Source organism: Atopomonas sediminilitoris (assembly GCF_022601735.1).
GTDB lineage: Bacteria > Pseudomonadota > Gammaproteobacteria > Pseudomonadales > Pseudomonadaceae > Atopomonas > Atopomonas sediminilitoris.
The window spans coordinates 195,199-214,395 of the sequence record NZ_JAKUMM010000002.1 but is presented as its reverse complement, the minus strand read 5'-3'; the positions used below and the strand labels follow the sequence as shown (position 1 = coordinate 214,395).

Below are 19,197 nucleotides of genomic sequence, written 5' to 3'. Positions count from 1 at the left end.
CAGTGCTTATTCGAGTGCACAGTAGTTAAATCAAGGAGGATCGAGTGATTCGTCGACCCATCTATGACGATGTCATGGACCTAGCCTCGCGCCTCGCAGATAAATGCCATCCGCAAGTGGCGCAGAAGCATGCAGAAGAGTTGGCTCGGTATGCGCGGCTGACGTCAGCATGCGACGCTCTGGAGTCTTTTCTGGGCGGGCGCCCCAGCATCGATGACGATGCTTTTAATGTGCTCACTACGCGACGTGCACAGGTGGCGGACCTTATCGCCCATGCGAACCTGAAGGCCTATGAGCAGGAAGCGCCCGCAGGGCTGTACTTGGCGATACCATTCTTTTCACGTTGTTCGGATAAGCAACCGGTTTGGTTACTAAACCGTACCGATCAGCGCGTCATTTACCTACAAAGACTGCTGCATGCCTATGCAAGTACCGACGATGGTATTGATGAGTACCAAACCGCTGGAAACGCTTTCGCCGATGGTATTGCTGCATCTTCAGAAGTCGAGCCGGGGCAGCGGTTGCAGATCGATGACTACTCCATGAGTTTTGACGGCGACTTTGTCAGCAATCGTCGAGTTATTCTGCTGGTCGATGATGGGCGCAGCGAGTGGGTTACCAGTATCACGAAGCTCGGTGGCCACCTCTGGGATGAGGAGCTGCATGGGCTGCATGCTTTGCAGAAGGTGAAGGAACTCTGAGCGTATGTTTGGGGGCGGACTATAGGAATTTCCAATCCTATGGTCATTCGGCAATCCCTACCCCAATCCTACCCCAGGCCGAATTTCAGGCACAAAAAAGGGCTACGCTTTCACGTAACCCTTTGATTTGTATGGTGCCGGCACCAAGAGTCGAACTCGGGACCTACTGATTACAAGTCAGTTGCTCTACCAACTGAGCTATACCGGCATAGGCGCGCATTATACATAGCTTTTTCGGCGTGTAAACGCTGCTTTGCTACTGATTTTGCTAGTTATTTAGCTCTACCGCAGAGGCACTTATGCGGTGACATCCGATGCGGGGTTGATCACCCTGCCTAGGCCGAGGTTGCGCAGGTACAAATCCACGACGCTGCGGATAACTTGTGGGTTATCCATGCCTTGCACTTGCTCAAGCAGTTGCTGTGCATGCGTAAGGCTCAATTGACGCAGCAGCCATTTAACCCGTGGCAAGTTGGTGGCGTTCATGGACAGGCTATCAAAGCCCATTGCCATCAACAGCACGGCCGTGGCCGGGTCGCCGGCCATTTCGCCGCAGATGCTGACCGGCTTGCCTTCGGCGTGCGCCGCATGCACCACCGACTGCAGCGCTTGCAGCAAGGCGGGATGGTAGAAATCATACAGCTCAGCCACGCGCGGGTTATTGCGGTCGACCGCCAGCAGGTATTGAGTCAAGTCATTAGAGCCAACGGACAAAAAGTCGGCATGCCGAGCCAATTCACGCGCTTGATAGACGGCGGCGGGCACCTCTACCATCACGCCAATCGGCGGCATTTGCACGTCCACGCCTTCGTCACGCACCTCGCCCCAGGCGCGGTGTATCAGATGACTGGCTTCTTCTAGCTCATGCAAGCCGGTGATCATTGGCAACATGATGCGCAGATTGCCTAAGCCGGCGCTGGCTTTGAGCATGGCGCGCACTTGCACAAGGAAGATGTCGGGATGATCCAAGGTGACGCGAATGCCACGCCAACCAAGGAAGGGGTTGTCTTCTTTGATCGGGAAATAGGACAACGGCTTGTCGCCGCCAACATCCAAGGTGCGCATGGTCACAGGCTGCGGATGAAAAGCCTGCAGCTGTTCGCGATAGGTTGCTTGTTGCTCTTTTTCGCTGGGGAAGCGCTCCATCACCATGAACGGCACTTCGGAGCGGTACAAACCGACGCCTTCAGCGCCGTGATTGAGCGAGCGCTGCACGTCGGCCAACAGCCCCGTATTGACCCACAATGGCATCCGGCGGCCATCGGTGGTTTCGCACGGCACATCGCGCAGCGCTTCGAGCCCTTTGACCAGTTCACGCTCATCGGCCATAACGGCGCTGTACTGGCGCAGCACTTCGTCCGACGGGTTGGTATAAACCTCTCCGTGATAGCCGTCGAGCACCAAAGGCAGACCATCGAGCCGACTGTAAGGCAAGTCGACCGCGCCCATCACGGTGGGAATCCCCATGGCACGCGCCAGAATCGCTACGTGCGAGTTACCGGAGCCTTTGACCGAGACCAAACCCACCAGCTTTTCTGGGCTGATCTCACCCAGCATGGCCGGGCTTAGCTCATCACTGACCAAAATGGCCTGATCGGGAATTTCGATTTTGTCTTTGCGCGCCTGCTGCAAATTGCTCAGCACGCGACGGCCTAGATCGCGAATATCCGCCGCACGCTCGCGCAGGTATTCGTCCTCCATGGCATCAAAACGCTTGATGTGCTGCTTCACTACTTGGCGCACAGCGCCTTGCGCCCACTGGCCCGTGCGGATGATGTCCTCGACCTCGCCAGCAATGGCTGGGTCTTCAAGAATCATCAAATAGACGTCAAATAAGGCGCGCTCTTCGGGGCGTAGCGTTCGCTCTAAGCGCCCGGAGATTTTGCGCACTTCTTTACGCGCGCCTTCGATCGCCACGCGAAAAGCTTCAAGCTCGGCGGGTACATCGGTGGCGGCGCGATCGGGCACTGAGTCCAGATCTGCCGGTGGCAATAGCACCACGGCGGTACCAATGGCCACGCCGGGCGAGCCGGGCACACCTAAAAACTTGGCATCCTGCACCGGCTTGGCCTTGCGCCCCATGCCACGAATCGAGCCGGTAGCTTCAGCATGCGCAATCACGCCGGAGAGCTGCGCGCTCATGGTGACAAGGAAAGCTTCTTCGCCTTCATCAAACTGCCGGCGTTCGCGCTGCTGCACCACCAGCACGCCCATCACCCGGCGGTGATGGATAATCGGCACGCCCAAGAAGGAGTAATACTTCTCTTCGCCCGTCTCGGCAAAGTAGCGGAAGTCTTTGTGTGAAGGTGCGTCTTCGAGGTTGATCGGCTCTTCTCGGCGCCCCACCAAGCCGACCAAGCCTTCATTACGCGCCAACGACACCTTGCCCACCGAGCGCTTATTCAAACCTTCAGTGGCCATCAAGACATAGCGCTGGTCTTCGGCATCGAACAGGTACACCGAGCACACTTCGGTGCCCATGACTTCACGCACACGCTGGACGATAACGCTCAATGCCGCCTTCAAGTCTTTGGCGGTGCCGACTTCCTGGGCGATTTGCCTCAGCGTCTTGAGCATATCGATGGCCAAACGTGCTACTCCCTAACAGTTAGCCTAGGTGCCAATTCGCGCATGGCCTTACGGTAGACCTCGCGCTTAAACGACACCACTTGGTTCAGTGGATACCAATAGCTGACCCAACGCCAGCCATCAAACTCCGGTTTGTGATTCATATCGACGCGCACGCGCGTCTCGTCGGCGGTCAGGCGCAGCAAAAACCACTTCTGCTTTTGACCAATGCACAACGGCTGGCTGTGCGTGCGTACCAACCGCTGCGGCAAGCGATAGCGAAGCCAGCCCTTGGTACACGCGAGGACTTTAACGTCGCGCTGCTCTAGGCCCACTTCTTCATACAGCTCGCGATACAGCGCCTCTTCCGGCGACTCGCGGCCCTGAATGCCGCCTTGTGGGAACTGCCACGCATCCTGATTGATACGTTTAGCCCACAGCACCTGACCTAGATCATTGGCCAGAATGATGCCGACATTGGGGCGGAAACCATCATTATCAATCACGGCATGACCCCTAATCCTTGCAAGACCGTGACGAACGTCAACAGTCCTAAATATTTCAATGCCTTGCATTCTTCCACAAAGGCGCAAGCAGCGGCAACGCAAGCTCGGCACTGTCATAGGCATGACTTGTTTTGAGCGCTATGCTGCACGGCCTTTTGTTTGTCTTTTTTTGTGGGAGCGCCACATGGCTCTGGCCTTATTTGATTTAGATAACACCCTGCTGGCCGGCGACAGTGATCACGCATGGGGGGATTTTTTGTGCCGGCATCAGATTGTCGATGGCGACGCCTACAAAGCGCGTAATGACGAGTTCTATCAAGATTACTTGGCCGGCCGTTTGGATATTCGCCAGTACCTGAACTTCTGCCTGGCCGTACTCGGCGAGCACCCACAAGCACAGCTCGATGCTTGGCATGCACAATTTATGGCCGAGTGCATCGAACCGATTATCCTGCCTAAGGCGCAAGCGCTGCTGCAAAAACACCGCGACGCCGGTGACACGCTACTGATCATCACCGCGACCAACCGTTTTGTGACTGCGCCGATTGCCCAGCGTTTAGGCGTGGAGCACTTACTGGCCACCGAGTGCGAGCAGGAAAACGGCCGCTACACCGGTCGCACCACCGACGTACCGTGCTTTCGCGAGGGTAAGGTTGAGCGTCTTGCACGCTGGCTTGCCGACACCGGCCACAGCCTTGCCGACAGCTGCTTTTACAGTGACTCGCACAACGACCTGCCTCTGTTGCAGCAAGTCACCACGCCAGTCGCCGTCGACCCCGACGACACGCTGCGTCAAGCCGCCAGCGAGGCCGGCTGGTCGATCATCAGCCTGCGCGACTAACCCCGCTTCAACCCGAGCATCGCGCCGCGTGGGTTACACTGTGCGGCGCGATCCTTGATCGCTCCCCCGCCATCGATAATAAAAGGGCGCCAACCGACTCGCGCCCGCCATCACGGGAGCCTGCATGACCACTCTGCGCCGCCGCGTTTATTTCTACCTTGAAGACACGCAAAGCTGGCTACCGCGCCTGCTGCAACTGGCTATCGCCCTACTGATTCTGGGCAATGTCGCCGCCGTAGTGCTGGAGTCCGTCGCGCACATTGAAGCCGCCTACGCGGCCCAGTTCTTATTGTTTGAACAAATCTCGGTGGCACTGTTCTCGTTGGAGTACCTCTTGCGCCTCTACAGCGCACCAGAAAACCCAAGCTTTGCCGAGGCCCGCTCGCCACGCATGGCTTACTTGACCAGCCCCATGGCGATTGTCGACTTGCTCGCCATTGCTCCTTTCTTTCTCGCCATGTTTATCAGCGTCGATACCCGCATCTTGCGCGTGCTGCGCTTGCTGCGCGTGTTCAAACTGGCGCGCTACTCCGCCTCGCTGGAGCTACTCGGCACGGTGATGCGTAAAGAAGCCTCCAGCTTTGCCTCGGCGCTGTTTGTCATGCTGATCATCATTATTTTTGCGGCCAGCGGCATGTACGCGGTCGAGCGGCATATTCAGCCCGAGCACTTTGGCTCGATCCCGGCCGCCATGTGGTGGGCCACCGTCACGCTAACCACGGTGGGTTATGGCGATGTGGTGCCGCACACCGCGCTTGGTAAAGCCTTCGGCATGGTGATTACCCTCGCTGGGGTTGGTATGGCGGCATTACCGGCGGGCATTTTGGCCTCGGGCTTCTCGCGCGAGTTGGAGCTGCGCCGCGAGCGTTTTACCGACCACGTACAAGAAGCCTTGGCCGACGGCGTGCTCAGCGGCGACGAGCGCGAAGCGCTGGATGAGGCCGCCGAGGAGCTGGGCATTCCCGATGAAGACGCGCAAGCGCTGCTCAGGCGCGCCACTGCGCAGCCAGCAAAACAATGCCCGCACTGTGGCGGGCATGTGTAGTGGCTAATGGCGAACTTACAGCGCTTTTTCGAAGATCTTCGAGTTGCGCTGGAAGTTATACAGCGAGGCCCGCGAGCTGGGCAGACGCTCCACCCCGCTGACCACAAAGCCGCGCTCCTGAAACCAGTGCGAGGTGCGCGTAGTCAGCACAAACAGCTGCTTTAAGCCCAGCTTGCGCGCGCGCTGCTCAATCCGCTCCAGCAGCTCATCCCCACGCCCGCCTTGGCGGTAATGCTGGCTCACGGCCAAGCAAGCCAACTCGCCGGCTTCGCTATCGGGCAAGGGATACAGCGCCGCGCAGGCAATGATCAAACCGTCGCGCTCGACAATGCTGAACTGCTCAATCTCCGTTTCCAGCACCTCACGCGAGCGACGCACGAGAATACCTTGCTCCTCCAGCGGGCGGATCAATTCAAGCAAACCGCCCACGTCTTCAATCGTCGCTTCGCGCAAGCGCTCAAACTGCTCCTGCGCAACCATGGTGCCGCTGCCATCGCGGGTGAACAGTTCGCTCAGCAACGCGCCGTTGTTGGGGAAGCTGACGATATGACTGCGGCGCACGCCGCCTTCCGCCGCTTGCGCCGCCGCGTCGAGCAATTCCGCTTGATAGCTGGTGCCCAAACGTTGCAAATGCTCGCGCGCTTGATAGGGACGCAGTTCGCGCACCAACTGGCCCTCGCTATCCAATAAGCCGGATTCCTCGCCGTACAAAATCAGCTTATCCGCCGCGAGCGCGATCGCCGCCGTCATGGCCACGTCTTCGCAAGCCAGATTGAAGATTTCGCCGGTGGGCGAATAACCCAAGGGCGACAACAACACGATGCTACGCTCGTCCAACAAACGCTGGATGCCCTTGCGGTCGACACGGCGCACTTCACCGGTATGGTGGTAGTCCACGCCATCGTGCACGCCCAAAGGCCGTGCGGTGACTAAATTGCCACCCGCCACGCGCAGACGAGCGCCCTGCATTGGCGATGCGGCCATGTCCATCGACAGGCGCGCTTCAATCTCCAAGCGCAGGCGGCCGACCGCATCCATCACGCACTCCAGCGCGGCGCCATCGGTCACGCGCAGGTTGTTGTGATAGCGCGCCGACAAACCGCGCTCGCTCAAGCGCGCCTCAATTTGCGGCCGCGAGCCATGCACCAGCACCAAGCGCACACCGAGGCTGTGCAGCAACACGAGGTCGTGCACGATATTGCCAAAGTTTGGGTGTGCCACGCCCTCACCCGGCAGCATGACCACAAAAGTGCAGTCGCGGTGCTGGTTGATGTACGGCGAGGCATGGCGCAGCCAATTTACATAATCAAGCATGGGCGCTTCCTTGAAGCAGAGGATCTTCGGGGCTCAAACAACATTCGTTGATCAGCCCGCGCAATAGCTGCACCGTGGGTTCGATGCGATCAAGAGCGAGATATTCATCGGGTTGGTGCGCGCAATCAATATCCCCCGGCCCTAAAACGATGGTTTGACAGCCGAGGGCCTGCAAATACGGCGCTTCGGTGGCAAACGCAACGGCCTCGGCGGGATAGCCGGTTAAGCGCTCGGCCATTTTCACCAAGGGGCTGCCAGCCACTTGCTCAAACGCCGGCACCCCCGGGAACAGCGGGCCGTAGTCGATACTGACCTGATGCTCTTGCGCTACCTCGGCCAGCTCGGCGCGGATCTTGGCGCGCAACTCCTCCGCCACCATGCCGGGCAAGGGGCGCAAGTCGAACTCCAACGCGCACTGCGCGCAAATGCGATTGGGGTTATCGCCACCGTGAATACAGCCCAAGTTTAAGGTCGGCGTAGGCACGCCAAACAAGGGATTGCTGAACTGTTTTTGCCACTGTCCGCGCAAGTGCAGCAAACGCCCGATGGCCGCGTGCATGGCCTCCATCGCACTATGGCCAAGACTGGGATCGGAAGAGTGCCCGCTTCTGCCGGTGATTTTGACCTGCTCCATCAGAATGCCTTTGTGCAACCGCACAGGGCGCAGCCCCGTCGGCTCGCCAATCACGGCTGCACGCGGCAGCGGCTTACCCGCTTGCGCCAACGCACGCGCGCCTGACATCGAGCTTTCTTCATCGCATGTCGCCAACACCATCAGCGGCCGCTTGATCTGATCCAGCGGCAGCCCCTGCAAGGCCTCGATAATCAGCGGAAAAAAGCCCTTCATGTCGCAAGTGCCGAGGCCATACCAGCGATTGTCGCGCTCCAGCAACTTGAGCGGCTCAAGGCTCCAGCGTCCCGCATCAAACGGCACGGTGTCGGTGTGACCGGCCAGAATCAGCCCACCCGGCCCCTGCCCTAAGGTGGCCAGCAAGTTGTATTTACCCGGCTCGACTTCTTGCAGCTCACAGACAAACCCCAACTCACCCAACCACTGCGCCAGCCGCTCGACCACGGCCAGATTGCTTTGATCCCATTCGGGCTGCGTGCAACTGACCGAAGGCAAGGCAATCAGCTCGGCAAACTGCTGTTTTAGCGGGGGCAATGGCATGTTTGTACTCCTTGATTGAACCCCCATCATAGGCCGCAGCGCAGCGTTGGCCCAAATCGCAGACAGAAAAAAGCCGCCGTGCAAAGGCTGCAAGGCGGCTTTTTAACAGCGCGATGGCTTAGGCGAAGACCGTCCGCAGGATGGTGAAGAACACCACCGACAGCAGCGCGCCCACCGGCAGGGTGATGACCCACGAGAGGAAAATCTGCCCGACCACACCCAAGTTCAGCGCCGCAATGCCGCGTGCCAAGCCCACACCCAGTACGGCACCAACCAGCGTGTGCGTGGTCGATACCGGCAAGCCGAGCGCCGAAGCACCGATCACCGTGGTGGCGGTGGCCAGTTCCGCGGTGAAGCCGCGGCTTGGGGTCAGCTCGGTGATTTCTTTACCGATGGTGGCGATCACTTTATAGCCGTAGGTGGCCAAGCCAATCACGATACCGACAGCGCCTAACAGCAACACCCAACCCGGCACCGCCGATTTAGCCGCCGCCTGACCGCCCGTTTCCAGCGCGCCCACAATCGCCGCCAGCGGACCAACCGCGTTGGCCACGTCGTTGGAGCCGTGAGCAAAGGCCATGGCGCAGGCGGTGAAAACCATCAACACCGCGAAGATTTTTTCCACGCTGGCGAAGTGGAATTTCTTGTCCGCCTCTGCGTCAATTTTGATCCGACTGATCAGCGCCATGCCGGCAAACATCACCGCCAAGCCCACGCCAATGGCGACCAGCAAACCTTCCATAGTAGAAAGATGCAGACCAACGTGCTTCAGGCCCTTGGTCACTGTCAGGATGCTGACCACAAAGCCGGTGAGGAACATGTAGAACGGCACGAAGCGCTTAGCGCTGACAAACGGATCATCGGTGTTGATGATCAGCTTTTGCACGGTTAAGAACAGCACAAACGCCACCGCGCCCGACAGCAACGGTGAAATCACCCAGCTGGCCGCAATCGGAATAATGCCCGCCCACTTCACCGCATCCATCGACACGCCGACGGCGGCAAAGCCAATCACCGCACCGATGATCGAGTGCGTGGTCGAAACCGGCCAGCCCTTCATCGAGGCCACCAGCAGCCAAGTACCGGCTGCCAACAGCGCCGACATCATACCCAGCACCAGCAAATCCGGCGGGATGATTGAGGCATCGACGATGCCGCTCTTGACCGTGTCGGTAACTTCACCGCCAGCCAAATAAGCGCCGCAGAACTCAAACACCATGGCAATGATGATGGCTTGCTTGATCGTCAGTGCCTTGGAGCCCACCGACGTACCCATGGCATTCGCCACATCGTTAGCGCCCACACCCCAGGCCATGAAAAATCCAAAACAGCAGGCCAGCACCAGTAAAACAGTGCCGTATTCAGCGATCAGAGACATTAGGTAACTCTCGTTAGTTGGTCTTGACTACCGGCTTAGCGCGCCAGCAATTGTTCCAGACGATTGCCCACGCGCTGCGCGCGGTCGGCCACATCGCCAATCCAGTCAATTACTTGGTACAGGAACATGACGTCCACCGGCGGCAGTTGCTTTTCCAGTTGGAACAGCTGCTGGCGCACTTCAACTTGCAGGGTGTCGGTGTCGTTTTCGATTTGGCCAAGTTCTTCAATCAGGGTTTCCACCAGCTGCGCTTCGCGACCGGCAAAACCGCTTTCCAGCAGCTCGTCCAGCTCTTGCACGGCTTTCTTGGCTTGCTCGCTGGCATCCACGCTGCGTTGCACGTAGCGCGTCATCAGCGGCTGCAAGGCTTCAGGGATAGCCATCTGCCGACCCAGCATGAGGCCCGAGATATCCTTGGCGCGGTTGGCGACCTTGTCCTGTACACTGAGCAGCTCAAGTAAGTCCGAGCGCGGCACCGGCAAGAACAAGCTTTTGGGCAAGTGCAGACGCACATCTTTTTTCAGCTTGTCCGCCTCGTGTTCCAGCAAAGACATTTCTTTCTGGATCACGGCAGCCTGCTCCCAATCACCGGCGCACGCAGCGGCAAAGAACGGCACCAAGCGACTAGAACACTCGTGCGCTTTGACGATGTGATCTTGCATCGGGCCAATGGGAGAGCGGCCAAACAGGCCCATCAACGATTTAGTCGGCATACGGTAACACCCCGTAAAAATTTCGCGGCAGTATAGGGTTCATACTCCTGCACTGCTAGTTTCTGTCATCTGTTTGTCACACCCAGCATTGGGCCGAGTGAGCCATGTTCAACGAAATCGAAATCAAACTACGCGTCAGCCCTGCCACCCTTGAGCGTCTGCGCCAGCATCCTTTGCTGAAAAAGCGCAATAAAAGCGGCTGGCAACACAGCGAACTGCTCAATCAGTATTACGACACGCCTAAGCGCGAGTTAGCCCAAAGCAAAGTCGCTTTGCGGGTGCGCAAAGACGGTGAACAATTCATCCAAACGCTGAAAACCCGTGGTCAGAGCGTAGCCGGTCTTTCCGAGCGGCATGAGTGGGATTGGCCGCTGTCGAGCAACGCGCTGGATCACAGCAAACTGGATGACAGCTGCTGGCCGCAAGAACTGGCCAAGCTGGACAAAAGCAAACTGGCGCCGTTGTTCACCACCAACTTCATGCGCGACAAAGCCGAGCTGGCGTGGGGCCGTGGCAAGCAAAAAGCCGTGGTTGAAGCCGCCTTGGATCAGGGCCAAGTGGTCGCCGGTGAGCAGCAAGAGCCGATCTGCGAATTAGAGTTAGAGCTGCGCCAAGGCGAGCCGAGCGCGCTGCTGGAGCTGGCATGCGAGCTGGCCGCCGACGTCGCCCTGATGCCCTGCGACATCAGCAAAGCCGAGCGCGGCTATCGCTTGTTTGATGCCGACAGCTACACCTTGCGCTTGCCGCAGGCGCAGCTGAGCAGCACCCAAACCCTCGACGAGGTGTTTGCCGCGCTCGGCTGGCAGCTGCTCGGCAGTAGCCAACGCTTGGCTGAGCAATACCGGTTTAATGGTCACTGGAAACTACTGGAGCAATGGGTCGAGCAACTGCTGCAACTGCGCGCGCTGCTTTCCAGCCCTGGCCAAGCCACCCCGCGCAGCAGCACCCGCGCGTTGCGCCTGACCCTCGACGCCCTGCTCGATATATGGCAGCCGCGCGCGGTCGCAGGCTACAGCGAGCAAGCCGTGCGTGATGCTGCACCGGCGCAGTTTGCCGCAGAGCTAGAGCAATGCCGCTGGGGCCAACTGTCGCTGAATCTGGCGCATTTGCTGATCACCCGTGGCTGGCAAAGCGAGCGCAACGATAAAGGCAACAAACTCGGCCAAGTCGCCTTCGGCAACTGGTTACTGCACCAGCTCAAAGACGATGCCCAAGGCCTCAGCAAAGCCCTGATGCTCGCCGAGCAAGACCCCGCCTGCATCCGCGAGCACACGCCGCGCCTGTCGCGCCTGTGTTTGTGGCTAGAGCACGCGCGCCAGCTGACCGAACTCAGCGAAGTCGACCGCTTCTATGGCGAGCTCAACAAGCTGCGTTACTTCGCGCAGGCCACCACCGAGGACAGTTTGGCGGCCTGCAGTCACCAAGCGCATACTGTGCGTACCCTCAAGGCATGGCGCGAGTTGACCCGTTAAACTCAAGCAGAGCACCCAGCACACCCTGTCCAACGCATACGGTAAGACACAGGAAGTATGACCATGAACGCAGCGACGCCAACCCAAGATCGTGCCGTCGATTTAGCCGACATTTTGCGCGACTTGGTGCGTCAAGAGCGGGTCACTCAAGCGGCGGCCGAGCATTGCTTGGCCATTCGCCGCAGCGCCTTCACCAATAAGCAGCATCCGCTGGACTTCCTCGCCAGCCAAGAACTGCCCGACCCCAAACGGCCGGGCAAAAAGCTGGATCTGGAAACCCTCAGCCAATGGCTGGCCGAGCAAGCGGGACAACCGTATTTGCGCATCGACCCCCTCAAGGTCAATGTCGCGGCGGTGACCCCCTTGATGTCGTACGCCTTTGCCCAGCGCCACAAGATTTTGGCCGTGGCCACCGACGCCGAAACCGTCACCATTGCCAGCTGCGAGCCTTGGACCAGCGGCTGGGAAAGCAACTTGCGCCACGTGCTCAAGCGCGAAATCCAGCGCGTGGTGGTCAACCCGCAGGATCTTGAGCGCTTCACCAAAGAGTTCTACCGCGTCGCCAACTCAGTCTCAGGCGCCGGTGCCGTCGATCAAAAGATCAGCGGCGTGGGCAACTTCGAGCAACTGTTACAGCTCGGCGCCGACCCCGATGCCAACGACGCGCACATCGTCACCATTGTCGATTGGCTGTTCCAGTACGCCTTCCAACAACGCGCCAGTGATATCCACATTGAGCCGCGCCGCGAGATCGGCTTGGTACGTTTTCGGATCGACGGCGTTTTGCACAATGTTTATGAGTTCCCCTCCAACGTCACCATGGCCGCCATCAGCCGCTTAAAAAGCTTAGGGCGGATGAACGTTGCGGAAAAACGCCGCCCACAAGATGGCCGCGTAAAGACCCGCACCCCCGCCGGCAACGAGATAGAGCTGCGCTTATCCACCTTGCCCACGGCTTTTGGCGAGAAGATGGTGATGCGGATCTTTGACCCCGAAGTGCTGCTCAAAGGGTTTCATGAGCTGGGTTTTGGCAATGACGACCTGCGTCGCTGGACCGACATGACCAGCCAACCCAACGGCATTATTTTGGTCACTGGCCCCACCGGTTCGGGCAAAACCACCACGCTGTACACCACCCTCAAGCAGCTGGCCACGCCGGAAGTGAACGTCTGCACCGTGGAAGACCCGATCGAGATGATCGAAGCGTCGTTCAACCAAATGCAGGTGCAACACAATATTGATCTGACCTTCGCCAGCGGCGTGCGCGCCCTGCTGCGCCAAGACCCGGACATCATCATGGTCGGCGAGATCCGCGACCTAGAAACCGCCGAAATGGCCATCCAAGCTTCGCTGACCGGTCACTTGGTGGTCTCAACCCTGCACACCAACGATGCGCCCACCGCCATCACCCGTTTACTGGAACTTGGCGTGCCGGCTTACTTAATCAAAGCCACGGTGCTGGGCGTCATGGCTCAGCGCTTGGTGCGCACCTTGTGCCCGCATTGCAAAGCCCCTACCGAAGTACCGGCTAGCGACTGGCACGAACTGACGCGCCCGTGGTCGTCCCCCGCGCCGAGCAAAGCACAGCAAGCCGTTGGTTGTGTGGAATGCCGCGACACTGGCTACCGTGGGCGCGCCGGGGTGTATGAAATCATGCCGCTGACCGACACCTTAAAAGAATTCATCCACACCGATTGCGACCACATCGCTCTGCGCCGCCAAGCCTTTAAAGAGGGCATGCGCAGCCTGCGCTTAGCTGGTGCGCAAAAGATCGCCGCAGGACAAACCACGGTCGAGGAAGTGTTGCGGGTCACTCCGCAAAGCGAGCAGCGCTAAGGCCTCCGCGCAAACCAGAAGGTCGGCGTTTATTGCGCAGAATCGACTAGTCTCTACGTTTTAGCCACCAGACTAAGACGCCTCTCGTGAAATGGACTGCGCTACTGCGCTACGTGTTAGCACTTTTGCTTTCGCTGCCCCTTCTGGTGCTTGGCACGCCAGCGCAAAGCGCTGTCGACCTCACGCAGCCCAGTTATGAGCACCTTGGCCAACAGCTGCATTATCTGTTTGAGCCCGTAGGCAAATCATTCAGCCTGAGCGACGCCATGGCCGCCCACCAAGACGGCCAATTTTTGCGCAGCGATGCCAGCATCCTGCACTTGGGCATTGCCCCGCCGGCCCACTGGGTGTCTTTAGACCTTAACAACTCCAGCACAATCACCCTCACGCGCACCTTAGAGTTAGGCCCCATTTGGCTTAACCGCGCCGACGTGTACCTCATCCACGAGCAACAAGTGCTGCAAGCCGTGACCGCTGGCAGCGCTGAGCCCAGCTACCAAAAAGCCGTTGCCGGGCAAGGCTTTCTGGTCGAGCTAAGCGTGCCGCCGGGGCCCAGCGCGCTGTACATCCGCCTGCACAACAACGGCACCCACCCCCTGATGCTGCGCTTACTGGATGACAGCCAGCGGCAATTGATAAGCACCTGGGTTCACTACAGCCAAGGCGGGCTGTACGGTTATTTGCTCGCACTGATCGCCTTTAATGTGATGCTCTACAGTGGCCTGCGCGATCGCAACAGCCTGAATTACTCGCTGTTTTTGGCCTCGTTTATTTTGCTCAACCTCACCTACACCGGTCACAGCAACAGCTGGCTGGGCACGGACTCGTTTTACCTGCTGCGTTACGGCATTGCGCTGTTCATGATCAGCATGGTGTGGACCGGCTTGCACTTTGCGCGACACTTCTTAGACCTGAAAAGCCACTACCCCACACTCGACCGTAGCTTGAGCTGGATGACCAACAGCATTGTTCTCTGCGTTGTGCTGCTGTGCATTGCGCAAGAGCCCATACTGGTGCAATACGTCACCTTCCCCGCGCTGGGCACCTTCCCCTTAATCATGGTGCTGCTGGGCTTGTTGATGCTGAGCAAAGGCTTGCTCGCCGCGCGCTACTTCTTGGCTGCCGCCGCGTTTGGCATGCTCGGCACCGCCACCACCAATTTAGCGGTCTGGGGCGTGCTGCCCTTTACCCCGTTGACCTTCCACGCCATCGAAATCGGCATCTTGATCGAGGCCACTTTGCTGGCTTTGGCGCTGGCCTATCAAATGCGCCAACATCAAGTGGCGCGTCTACAAGCCGAGCACATGGCGCGTACCGACCCGCTCACGGGCCTACTCAACCGCCGGGCTTTTTTTGAATTTAGCGACAGCCTGTGGAGCACCGCACTGCGCAACCGTCGCCCCCTGTCGGTGATCATGCTGGATATCGACAACTTCAAAGAGATCAATGACCAGCACAGTCACGCCACCGGCGATTTAGTCTTAATCGCCTTAAGCAGCCTGCTGCAAGACATGGCCCGACACGGCGATTTAAGCGTGCGCTGGGGCGGGGAGGAGTTCTTGCTGCTGCTGCCAGAAACCAGCGCCCAACAAGCCCAGCAACTGGCCGAGCGCCTGCGCCGTGCCGTCGAACGGCTCAAGCCTGCTGGCTTGGAGATCAGCGCAAGCTTTGGTGTCTGCCAAAAAGACCAACACGCCCACCTAGACAGCCTGATCAACGCCGCCGATCAGCAGTTGTACGCAGCTAAAGCCGCGGGGCGTAATTGCGTGTTCTGCGCGAACGGGCAAAACGCCACCGCACTGCCCTAGCTCTCAGCTTAGCCCTCAGGCAATAAGCGGCGGGCTTGCGCCATTTGCGCGGGGCGGCAGTTCAAATACGCCGAGGCCTGCTGCCAGCTACGCGAGGCGTGCCAAGCAAACACAAACTGGCCGCCTTTAAGCTGATCCACCACTTGTCGAGCAACGCCTTGGCGCACCGCAGGGCAACCTAAGCTGCGACCGATGCGACCTTGCTTGGGAATCCAGCGCGGATTCACGTAGTCCGCACCGTGGATCACGATGGCACGCTCACGCGCACGGTCGTTCACGCCGGGCTCAAGGCCATCCATGCGCAGCGAATAACCATGCTTGCCGCGATAGCTTTCGGCGCCCAAAAACAAACCCAAGCTGGTTTGATGTGAGTTCACCCGATTAGAAAAGCGCGTCGCCAGGTTTTCACCCGAAGCCTTGCCGTGCGCCACATAGTCACGCAGCAACAAGCGCTGGCGCTTTAAATCGAAGATATACAGGCGTTTTTCTGTGGAGGGCCGTGAGTAGTCGATCACCGCCAAGCGTTGCGACGGCTTAGCACCATGGTTTACCGCACACTGCATCGCCGCTAAGGCGTGGCGTAATGCTTGCCGATCGAGTTGCGGCGCGCGCTGCGCCAACGATTGAAATAATGAGGGATCAGCCCACGCCGGCCAGCTGACACTACACACTAAAGCTAGGCTCGCACGGCGAACCCAAGCGCTAACAACACCCATACCACTCCCCCCAAGCTCTACGACCTCTTGTCGTGAATCACGGTGGCCTGCCTATACTTGTTTGGTCTTATACAGTGCAATGCTCTGCGCCAAGGATAGCCTGACCGTGATATGGAGCCTGATACATTGATCAAAAAAACAGCAGTTTACCTGAGCATGCTCACCCTGAGTCTGCCATTGGTCAGCCATGCCGAGGCCCTGCAGTGGCCTTCTTGCGCCCAGCACAGCGCCGATGACCGCACACAACTGCAAGCCTTCTATCTGCCGCTCAACCACCAACCGCAGTGGCTGGCGCCCCAGCAACAACAGGCATTGGCGGATCAACTGACCGCCTTAGCCGACGACGCCCTCAACCCCGAACATTACCCGTTGCCGAGTACCGCGCCACAAGGCTTGGACTGCCACGAGCTGGATTTCAGCCGGCAGTACCTGCGCGCCCTCACCCACCTGTATCAAGGCCGCCTAGCGCAAGCCGAGCTGGAACCGATCTGGAGCAATAACCCGCCCGAGGCTAGCAGCCTCAATCAGCAGCTACTGCAACTGGCACGGCAGCACCTTGGTGACTTAAACGCCGCCTTCGCCGCCGCGCGCCCAAGCACCGCACAGTACCAAGCCCTGCGCCAGCACTATGCGAAGCACAGGCAGCAGCCGCTGGCCGAGTGGCCATCCGTGGCGGCCGGCGCACTGCTGCGCCCTAACAGCCATGATGCCCGCGTCCCACAATTGCGCGCCCGTTTAAGCGCCAGCGGCCATCTCGCCGCCGAACCGAGCAGCATTCCCGAGCACTATGACTTGCCGCTCTTGCAGGCCGTGGAGCGCTTTCAAAGCGAGCACGGCTTAAGCCCCGACGGCCTGATCGGCCCTGCTACGTTGCGCGCGTTAAATATCCACCCGCGCCAACAGCGCGAGCAGCTGCAAGTCGCGCTGGAGCGCCTGCGCTGGTTACGCCACTGGTTAGAGCCAAACGGGCTGTTGATTAACGTTGCCGCCGCCGAACTGCATCTGTACCAAGACGGCCAACCGGTGTGGCAAACCCGCACCCAAGTAGGCCGCCCTGAGCGCCCAACGCCCCTGTTAAAGTCGCGCCTGTCGCGCCTGACCTTAAACCCCAGCTGGACGATTCCACCGACCATCCTGAAGAAAGACAAGCTGCCGAAGATTCGCGCCGACCTTGCCTACCTCGAGCAAGAAGGTTTGCAAGTGCTCGACTTCCAAGGCCAAGTTCTCGACCCGCACACGATCGACTGGCAACGCCCAGGCGGCATCATGCTGCGCCAACCGCCGGGGCCGAAAAACCCACTCGGCCATTTGGCCCTGCGCTTTGCCAATCCCTTCTCGGTGTACCTGCACGACACCCCCAGTCAAAACCTCTTCAGCAAATCGCCGCGCACGTTTAGCTCTGGCTGTGTGCGCATCGAAGCGGTCGACCGCTTAGCCGAGCATCTGTTAAGCGAAGCCGAGCTTGCGCGTGTGCAAACGCTGATCGCCGCCGGCGACACCTACGAATACCGTCTCAACGGTCATATCCCGTTGCTGATGGCCTACTGGACCGTCGAAATCGACGCCCAACAGCACGTGATCTGGTACCCCGACAGCTACGGCCATGATGCTAAGATTCTGCGCGCGCTCAAAGCTGTGCGCGCAGTTAACTAATGACACTCACGGAGTAAACACATGGATATTGGTGGCGTTGTTTTATTGATCGTTGGCTTGGCCGTAGCCATCGTCTTTATGGGCTTCAAAGTGGTGCCGCAAGGCTACCAATGGACGGTCGAGCGCTTTGGCCGCTTCACCAACACACTCAAGCCCGGGCTGAACATCATTATCCCGGTGATGGATCGCATCGGCCACAAGATCAACATGATGGAGCGCGTGCTGGACATTCCGCCGCAAGAGGCCATCAGTGCTGACAACGCCATCGTGCAGATCGACGCCGTGTGCTTCTACCAAGTGGTCAACGCCGCGCAGGCCGCTTACGAAGTCAGCGAGCTGGAATACGCCATCCGCAACTTGGTCATGACCAACATCCGTACCGTGCTCGGCTCGATGGAGCTGGATCAGATGCTGAGCCAACGCGACTCGATCAACGAGCGCCTGCTCAAGACCGTGGACGAAGCCACCACCCCGTGGGGCGTGAAAGTCACCCGCATTGAGATCAAAGACATCTCGCCACCGGCCGACTTGGTCGCGGCCATGGCCAGCCAGATGAAGGCCGAGCGCTTAAAGCGCGCCCACATCCTAGAAGCCGAAGGCCTGCGCCAAGCGGCCATCTTGACGGCTGAAGGTAAGAAGCAAGCGCAAATTCTGGATGCCGAGGGCGAGCGCCAAGCCGCCTTCCTTGAAGCCGAAGCCCGCGAGCGCGCGGCCGAAGCCGAAGCCAAGGCCACGCAAATGGTGTCGGAGGCCATTGCCGGCGGTAACTTGCAGGCGATTAACTACTTCATCGCGCAAAAGTACGTCGAAGCCTTGGGCGAGCTGGCGGCGGCGGACAACAGCAAGGTGATCTTGATGCCGCTGGAGTCCAGCCAGTTAGTCGGCACGCTGGGCGGGATCGGCGAGATTGTCAAAGAAACCTTTGGCCAGAAGGGCTAAGCCATGCTGTGGGATTACCTGACAGACCTGACTTTTTGGGATTGGCTGGGCTTTGGCACCTTGCTGTTGATTGTCGAAGTGTTTGGCACTGGCGGTTATTTTCTGTGGCTAGGCCTAGCCGCCGCCTTCGTCGGCGTGCTGACGTGGCTATTCCCCGCGCTGGACTGGCGCGGCCAATTTCTGTTGTTCAGCGCCTTGTCGGTATTGGCCGGCGTATTGTGGTGGCGTCAGCAAAAAGCCAAACCCACCGTCAGCGAACAGCCGGGGCTCAATCAGCGCGGCAGTGAACTGGTCGGGCGCACCTTTACCGTGCACGAGGCCATCGTCGAAGGCCGCGGCAAAATCAAGGCCGGTGACACGCTCTGGCTGGTCGCAGGCCCGGACCTGCCGCAAGGCGCGACGGTTAAAGTCACCGCGATCAACGGGGTGATTCTGACCGTGCATCCGCTGAAACCCGGCGCCAGCACCTAAGCCACGCAGCCAACGGCTAGCCCTGCGAGTGTCGGGCTAGCCCATTCCCCCCCAGTCAAAGGAGT

Annotated in this window: 16 protein-coding genes and 1 tRNA gene; 9 read left to right on the top strand and 8 right to left on the bottom strand. The window is 59.2% G+C overall.

The window, feature by feature from the left end:
- Positions 1-44: 44 nt before the first annotated feature.
- Positions 45-701, top strand: coding sequence for a hypothetical protein (locus MKI83_RS03470; RefSeq protein ID WP_241583400.1), 657 nt, complete (start codon positions 45-47; stop codon positions 699-701).
- A gap of 132 nt (positions 702-833) precedes the next feature.
- On the opposite strand, the gene MKI83_RS03465 is transcribed toward MKI83_RS03470, so the two are convergent.
- From MKI83_RS03465 to rppH, 3 genes are all read right to left on the bottom strand, one after another.
- Positions 834-909: transfer RNA gene (locus MKI83_RS03465), tRNA-Thr, on the bottom strand.
- Between the two features lie 89 nt (positions 910-998).
- Entirely contained in the window at positions 999-3,278 is a 2,280-nt protein-coding gene (gene ptsP, locus MKI83_RS03460; protein ID WP_241583399.1) for a phosphoenolpyruvate--protein phosphotransferase, read from the bottom strand.
- Positions 3,279-3,295: 17 nt separating this feature from the next.
- Positions 3,296-3,775, bottom strand: coding sequence for an RNA pyrophosphohydrolase (gene rppH / locus MKI83_RS03455; protein WP_241583398.1), 480 nt, complete (start codon positions 3,773-3,775; stop codon positions 3,296-3,298).
- A gap of 184 nt (positions 3,776-3,959) precedes the next feature.
- Here rppH and MKI83_RS03450 point away from each other — a divergent pair, with 184 nt between their 5' ends.
- Both MKI83_RS03450 and MKI83_RS03445 read left to right on the top strand, forming a co-directional pair.
- Positions 3,960-4,616: a histidinol-phosphatase gene (locus tag MKI83_RS03450; RefSeq protein WP_241583397.1), complete on the top strand. Its 657-nt coding sequence runs from the start codon at positions 3,960-3,962 to the stop codon at positions 4,614-4,616.
- A gap of 124 nt (positions 4,617-4,740) precedes the next feature.
- The gene (locus MKI83_RS03445) at positions 4,741-5,661 is read left to right on the top strand and encodes an ion transporter (protein ID WP_241583396.1); all 921 of its coding nucleotides are present in this window, start codon (positions 4,741-4,743) and stop codon (positions 5,659-5,661) included.
- 15 nt (positions 5,662-5,676) lie between these two features.
- On the opposite strand, the gene argA is transcribed toward MKI83_RS03445, so the two are convergent.
- From argA to MKI83_RS03425, 4 genes are all read right to left on the bottom strand, one after another.
- Positions 5,677-6,975 (bottom strand): amino-acid N-acetyltransferase, encoded by a 1,299-nt coding sequence (argA, locus tag MKI83_RS03440; protein ID WP_241583395.1) that lies wholly within the window; start codon positions 6,973-6,975, stop codon positions 5,677-5,679.
- A complete protein-coding gene (gene argE / locus MKI83_RS03435; RefSeq protein WP_241583394.1) occupies positions 6,968-8,146 on the bottom strand; it encodes an acetylornithine deacetylase in 1,179 nt (392 codons plus the stop codon). Before argE ends, argA begins: the two co-directional genes overlap by 8 nt.
- A gap of 118 nt (positions 8,147-8,264) precedes the next feature.
- Positions 8,265-9,524 carry an inorganic phosphate transporter gene (locus tag MKI83_RS03430; protein WP_241583393.1) on the bottom strand — a complete coding sequence of 420 codons (1,260 nt, stop codon included), beginning with the start codon at positions 9,522-9,524 and terminating at the stop codon, positions 8,265-8,267.
- 35 nt (positions 9,525-9,559) lie between these two features.
- Positions 9,560-10,237 (bottom strand): TIGR00153 family protein, encoded by a 678-nt coding sequence (locus MKI83_RS03425; RefSeq protein ID WP_241583392.1) that lies wholly within the window; start codon positions 10,235-10,237, stop codon positions 9,560-9,562.
- A 104-nt stretch (positions 10,238-10,341) separates the two neighbouring features.
- On the opposite strand from MKI83_RS03425, the gene MKI83_RS03420 reads away from it, so the two are divergent.
- The 3 genes from MKI83_RS03420 to MKI83_RS03410 all read left to right on the top strand — a co-directional run bounded on the left by MKI83_RS03420 (position 10,342) and on the right by MKI83_RS03410 (position 15,353).
- The gene (locus MKI83_RS03420) at positions 10,342-11,709 is read left to right on the top strand and encodes a CYTH domain-containing protein (protein ID WP_241583390.1); all 1,368 of its coding nucleotides are present in this window, start codon (positions 10,342-10,344) and stop codon (positions 11,707-11,709) included.
- 63 nt (positions 11,710-11,772) lie between these two features.
- Complete coding sequence (tfpB, locus tag MKI83_RS03415) at positions 11,773-13,545, top strand: type IV pilus assembly ATPase TfpB (RefSeq protein ID WP_241583388.1); 1,773 nt, start codon at positions 11,773-11,775, stop codon at positions 13,543-13,545.
- Between the two features lie 86 nt (positions 13,546-13,631).
- A complete protein-coding gene (locus MKI83_RS03410) occupies positions 13,632-15,353 on the top strand; it encodes a sensor domain-containing diguanylate cyclase (protein ID WP_241583386.1) in 1,722 nt (573 codons plus the stop codon).
- An 8-nt stretch (positions 15,354-15,361) separates the two neighbouring features.
- On the opposite strand, the gene MKI83_RS03405 is transcribed toward MKI83_RS03410, so the two are convergent.
- The gene (locus MKI83_RS03405; protein WP_241583384.1) at positions 15,362-16,069 is read right to left on the bottom strand and encodes a murein L,D-transpeptidase catalytic domain family protein; all 708 of its coding nucleotides are present in this window, start codon (positions 16,067-16,069) and stop codon (positions 15,362-15,364) included.
- A 126-nt stretch (positions 16,070-16,195) separates the two neighbouring features.
- On the opposite strand from MKI83_RS03405, the gene MKI83_RS03400 reads away from it, so the two are divergent.
- The 3 genes from MKI83_RS03400 to MKI83_RS03390 are packed head-to-tail and all read left to right on the top strand — an operon-like array spanning position 16,196 to position 19,132.
- Positions 16,196-17,722, top strand: coding sequence for a L,D-transpeptidase family protein (locus MKI83_RS03400; RefSeq protein ID WP_370867348.1), 1,527 nt, complete (start codon positions 16,196-16,198; stop codon positions 17,720-17,722).
- Between the two features lie 21 nt (positions 17,723-17,743).
- Positions 17,744-18,661 carry an SPFH domain-containing protein gene (locus MKI83_RS03395; RefSeq protein ID WP_241583382.1) on the top strand — a complete coding sequence of 306 codons (918 nt, stop codon included), beginning with the start codon at positions 17,744-17,746 and terminating at the stop codon, positions 18,659-18,661.
- A 6-nt stretch (positions 18,662-18,667) separates the two neighbouring features.
- Positions 18,668-19,132, top strand: a complete 465-nt coding sequence (locus MKI83_RS03390; protein WP_241583676.1) for an NfeD family protein — start codon at positions 18,668-18,670, stop codon at positions 19,130-19,132.
- Positions 19,133-19,197: the final 65 nt, after the last annotated feature.

What these genes read in the sequence shown, in the direction of transcription:
- MKI83_RS03395 (WP_241583382.1), top strand. Translation starts at nt 17,744, where the DNA reads ATGGATATTGGTGGCGTTGTTTTATTGATCGTTGGCTTGGCCGTAGCC.
- MKI83_RS03450 (WP_241583397.1), top strand. Translation starts at nt 3,960, where the DNA reads ATGGCTCTGGCCTTATTTGATTTAGATAACACCCTGCTGGCCGGCGAC.
- MKI83_RS03420 (WP_241583390.1), top strand. Translation starts at nt 10,342, where the DNA reads ATGTTCAACGAAATCGAAATCAAACTACGCGTCAGCCCTGCCACCCTT.
- argA (WP_241583395.1), bottom strand. Translation starts at nt 6,975, where the DNA reads ATGCTTGATTATGTAAATTGGCTGCGCCATGCCTCGCCGTACATCAAC.
- MKI83_RS03425 (WP_241583392.1), bottom strand. Translation starts at nt 10,237, where the DNA reads ATGCCGACTAAATCGTTGATGGGCCTGTTTGGCCGCTCTCCCATTGGC.
- ptsP (WP_241583399.1), bottom strand. Translation starts at nt 3,278, where the DNA reads ATGCTCAAGACGCTGAGGCAAATCGCCCAGGAAGTCGGCACCGCCAAA.
- MKI83_RS03445 (WP_241583396.1), top strand. Translation starts at nt 4,741, where the DNA reads ATGACCACTCTGCGCCGCCGCGTTTATTTCTACCTTGAAGACACGCAA.
- MKI83_RS03430 (WP_241583393.1), bottom strand. Translation starts at nt 9,524, where the DNA reads ATGTCTCTGATCGCTGAATACGGCACTGTTTTACTGGTGCTGGCCTGC.
- argE (WP_241583394.1), bottom strand. Translation starts at nt 8,146, where the DNA reads ATGCCATTGCCCCCGCTAAAACAGCAGTTTGCCGAGCTGATTGCCTTG.
- tfpB (WP_241583388.1), top strand. Translation starts at nt 11,773, where the DNA reads ATGAACGCAGCGACGCCAACCCAAGATCGTGCCGTCGATTTAGCCGAC.
- MKI83_RS03405 (WP_241583384.1), bottom strand. Translation starts at nt 16,069, where the DNA reads ATGGGTGTTGTTAGCGCTTGGGTTCGCCGTGCGAGCCTAGCTTTAGTG.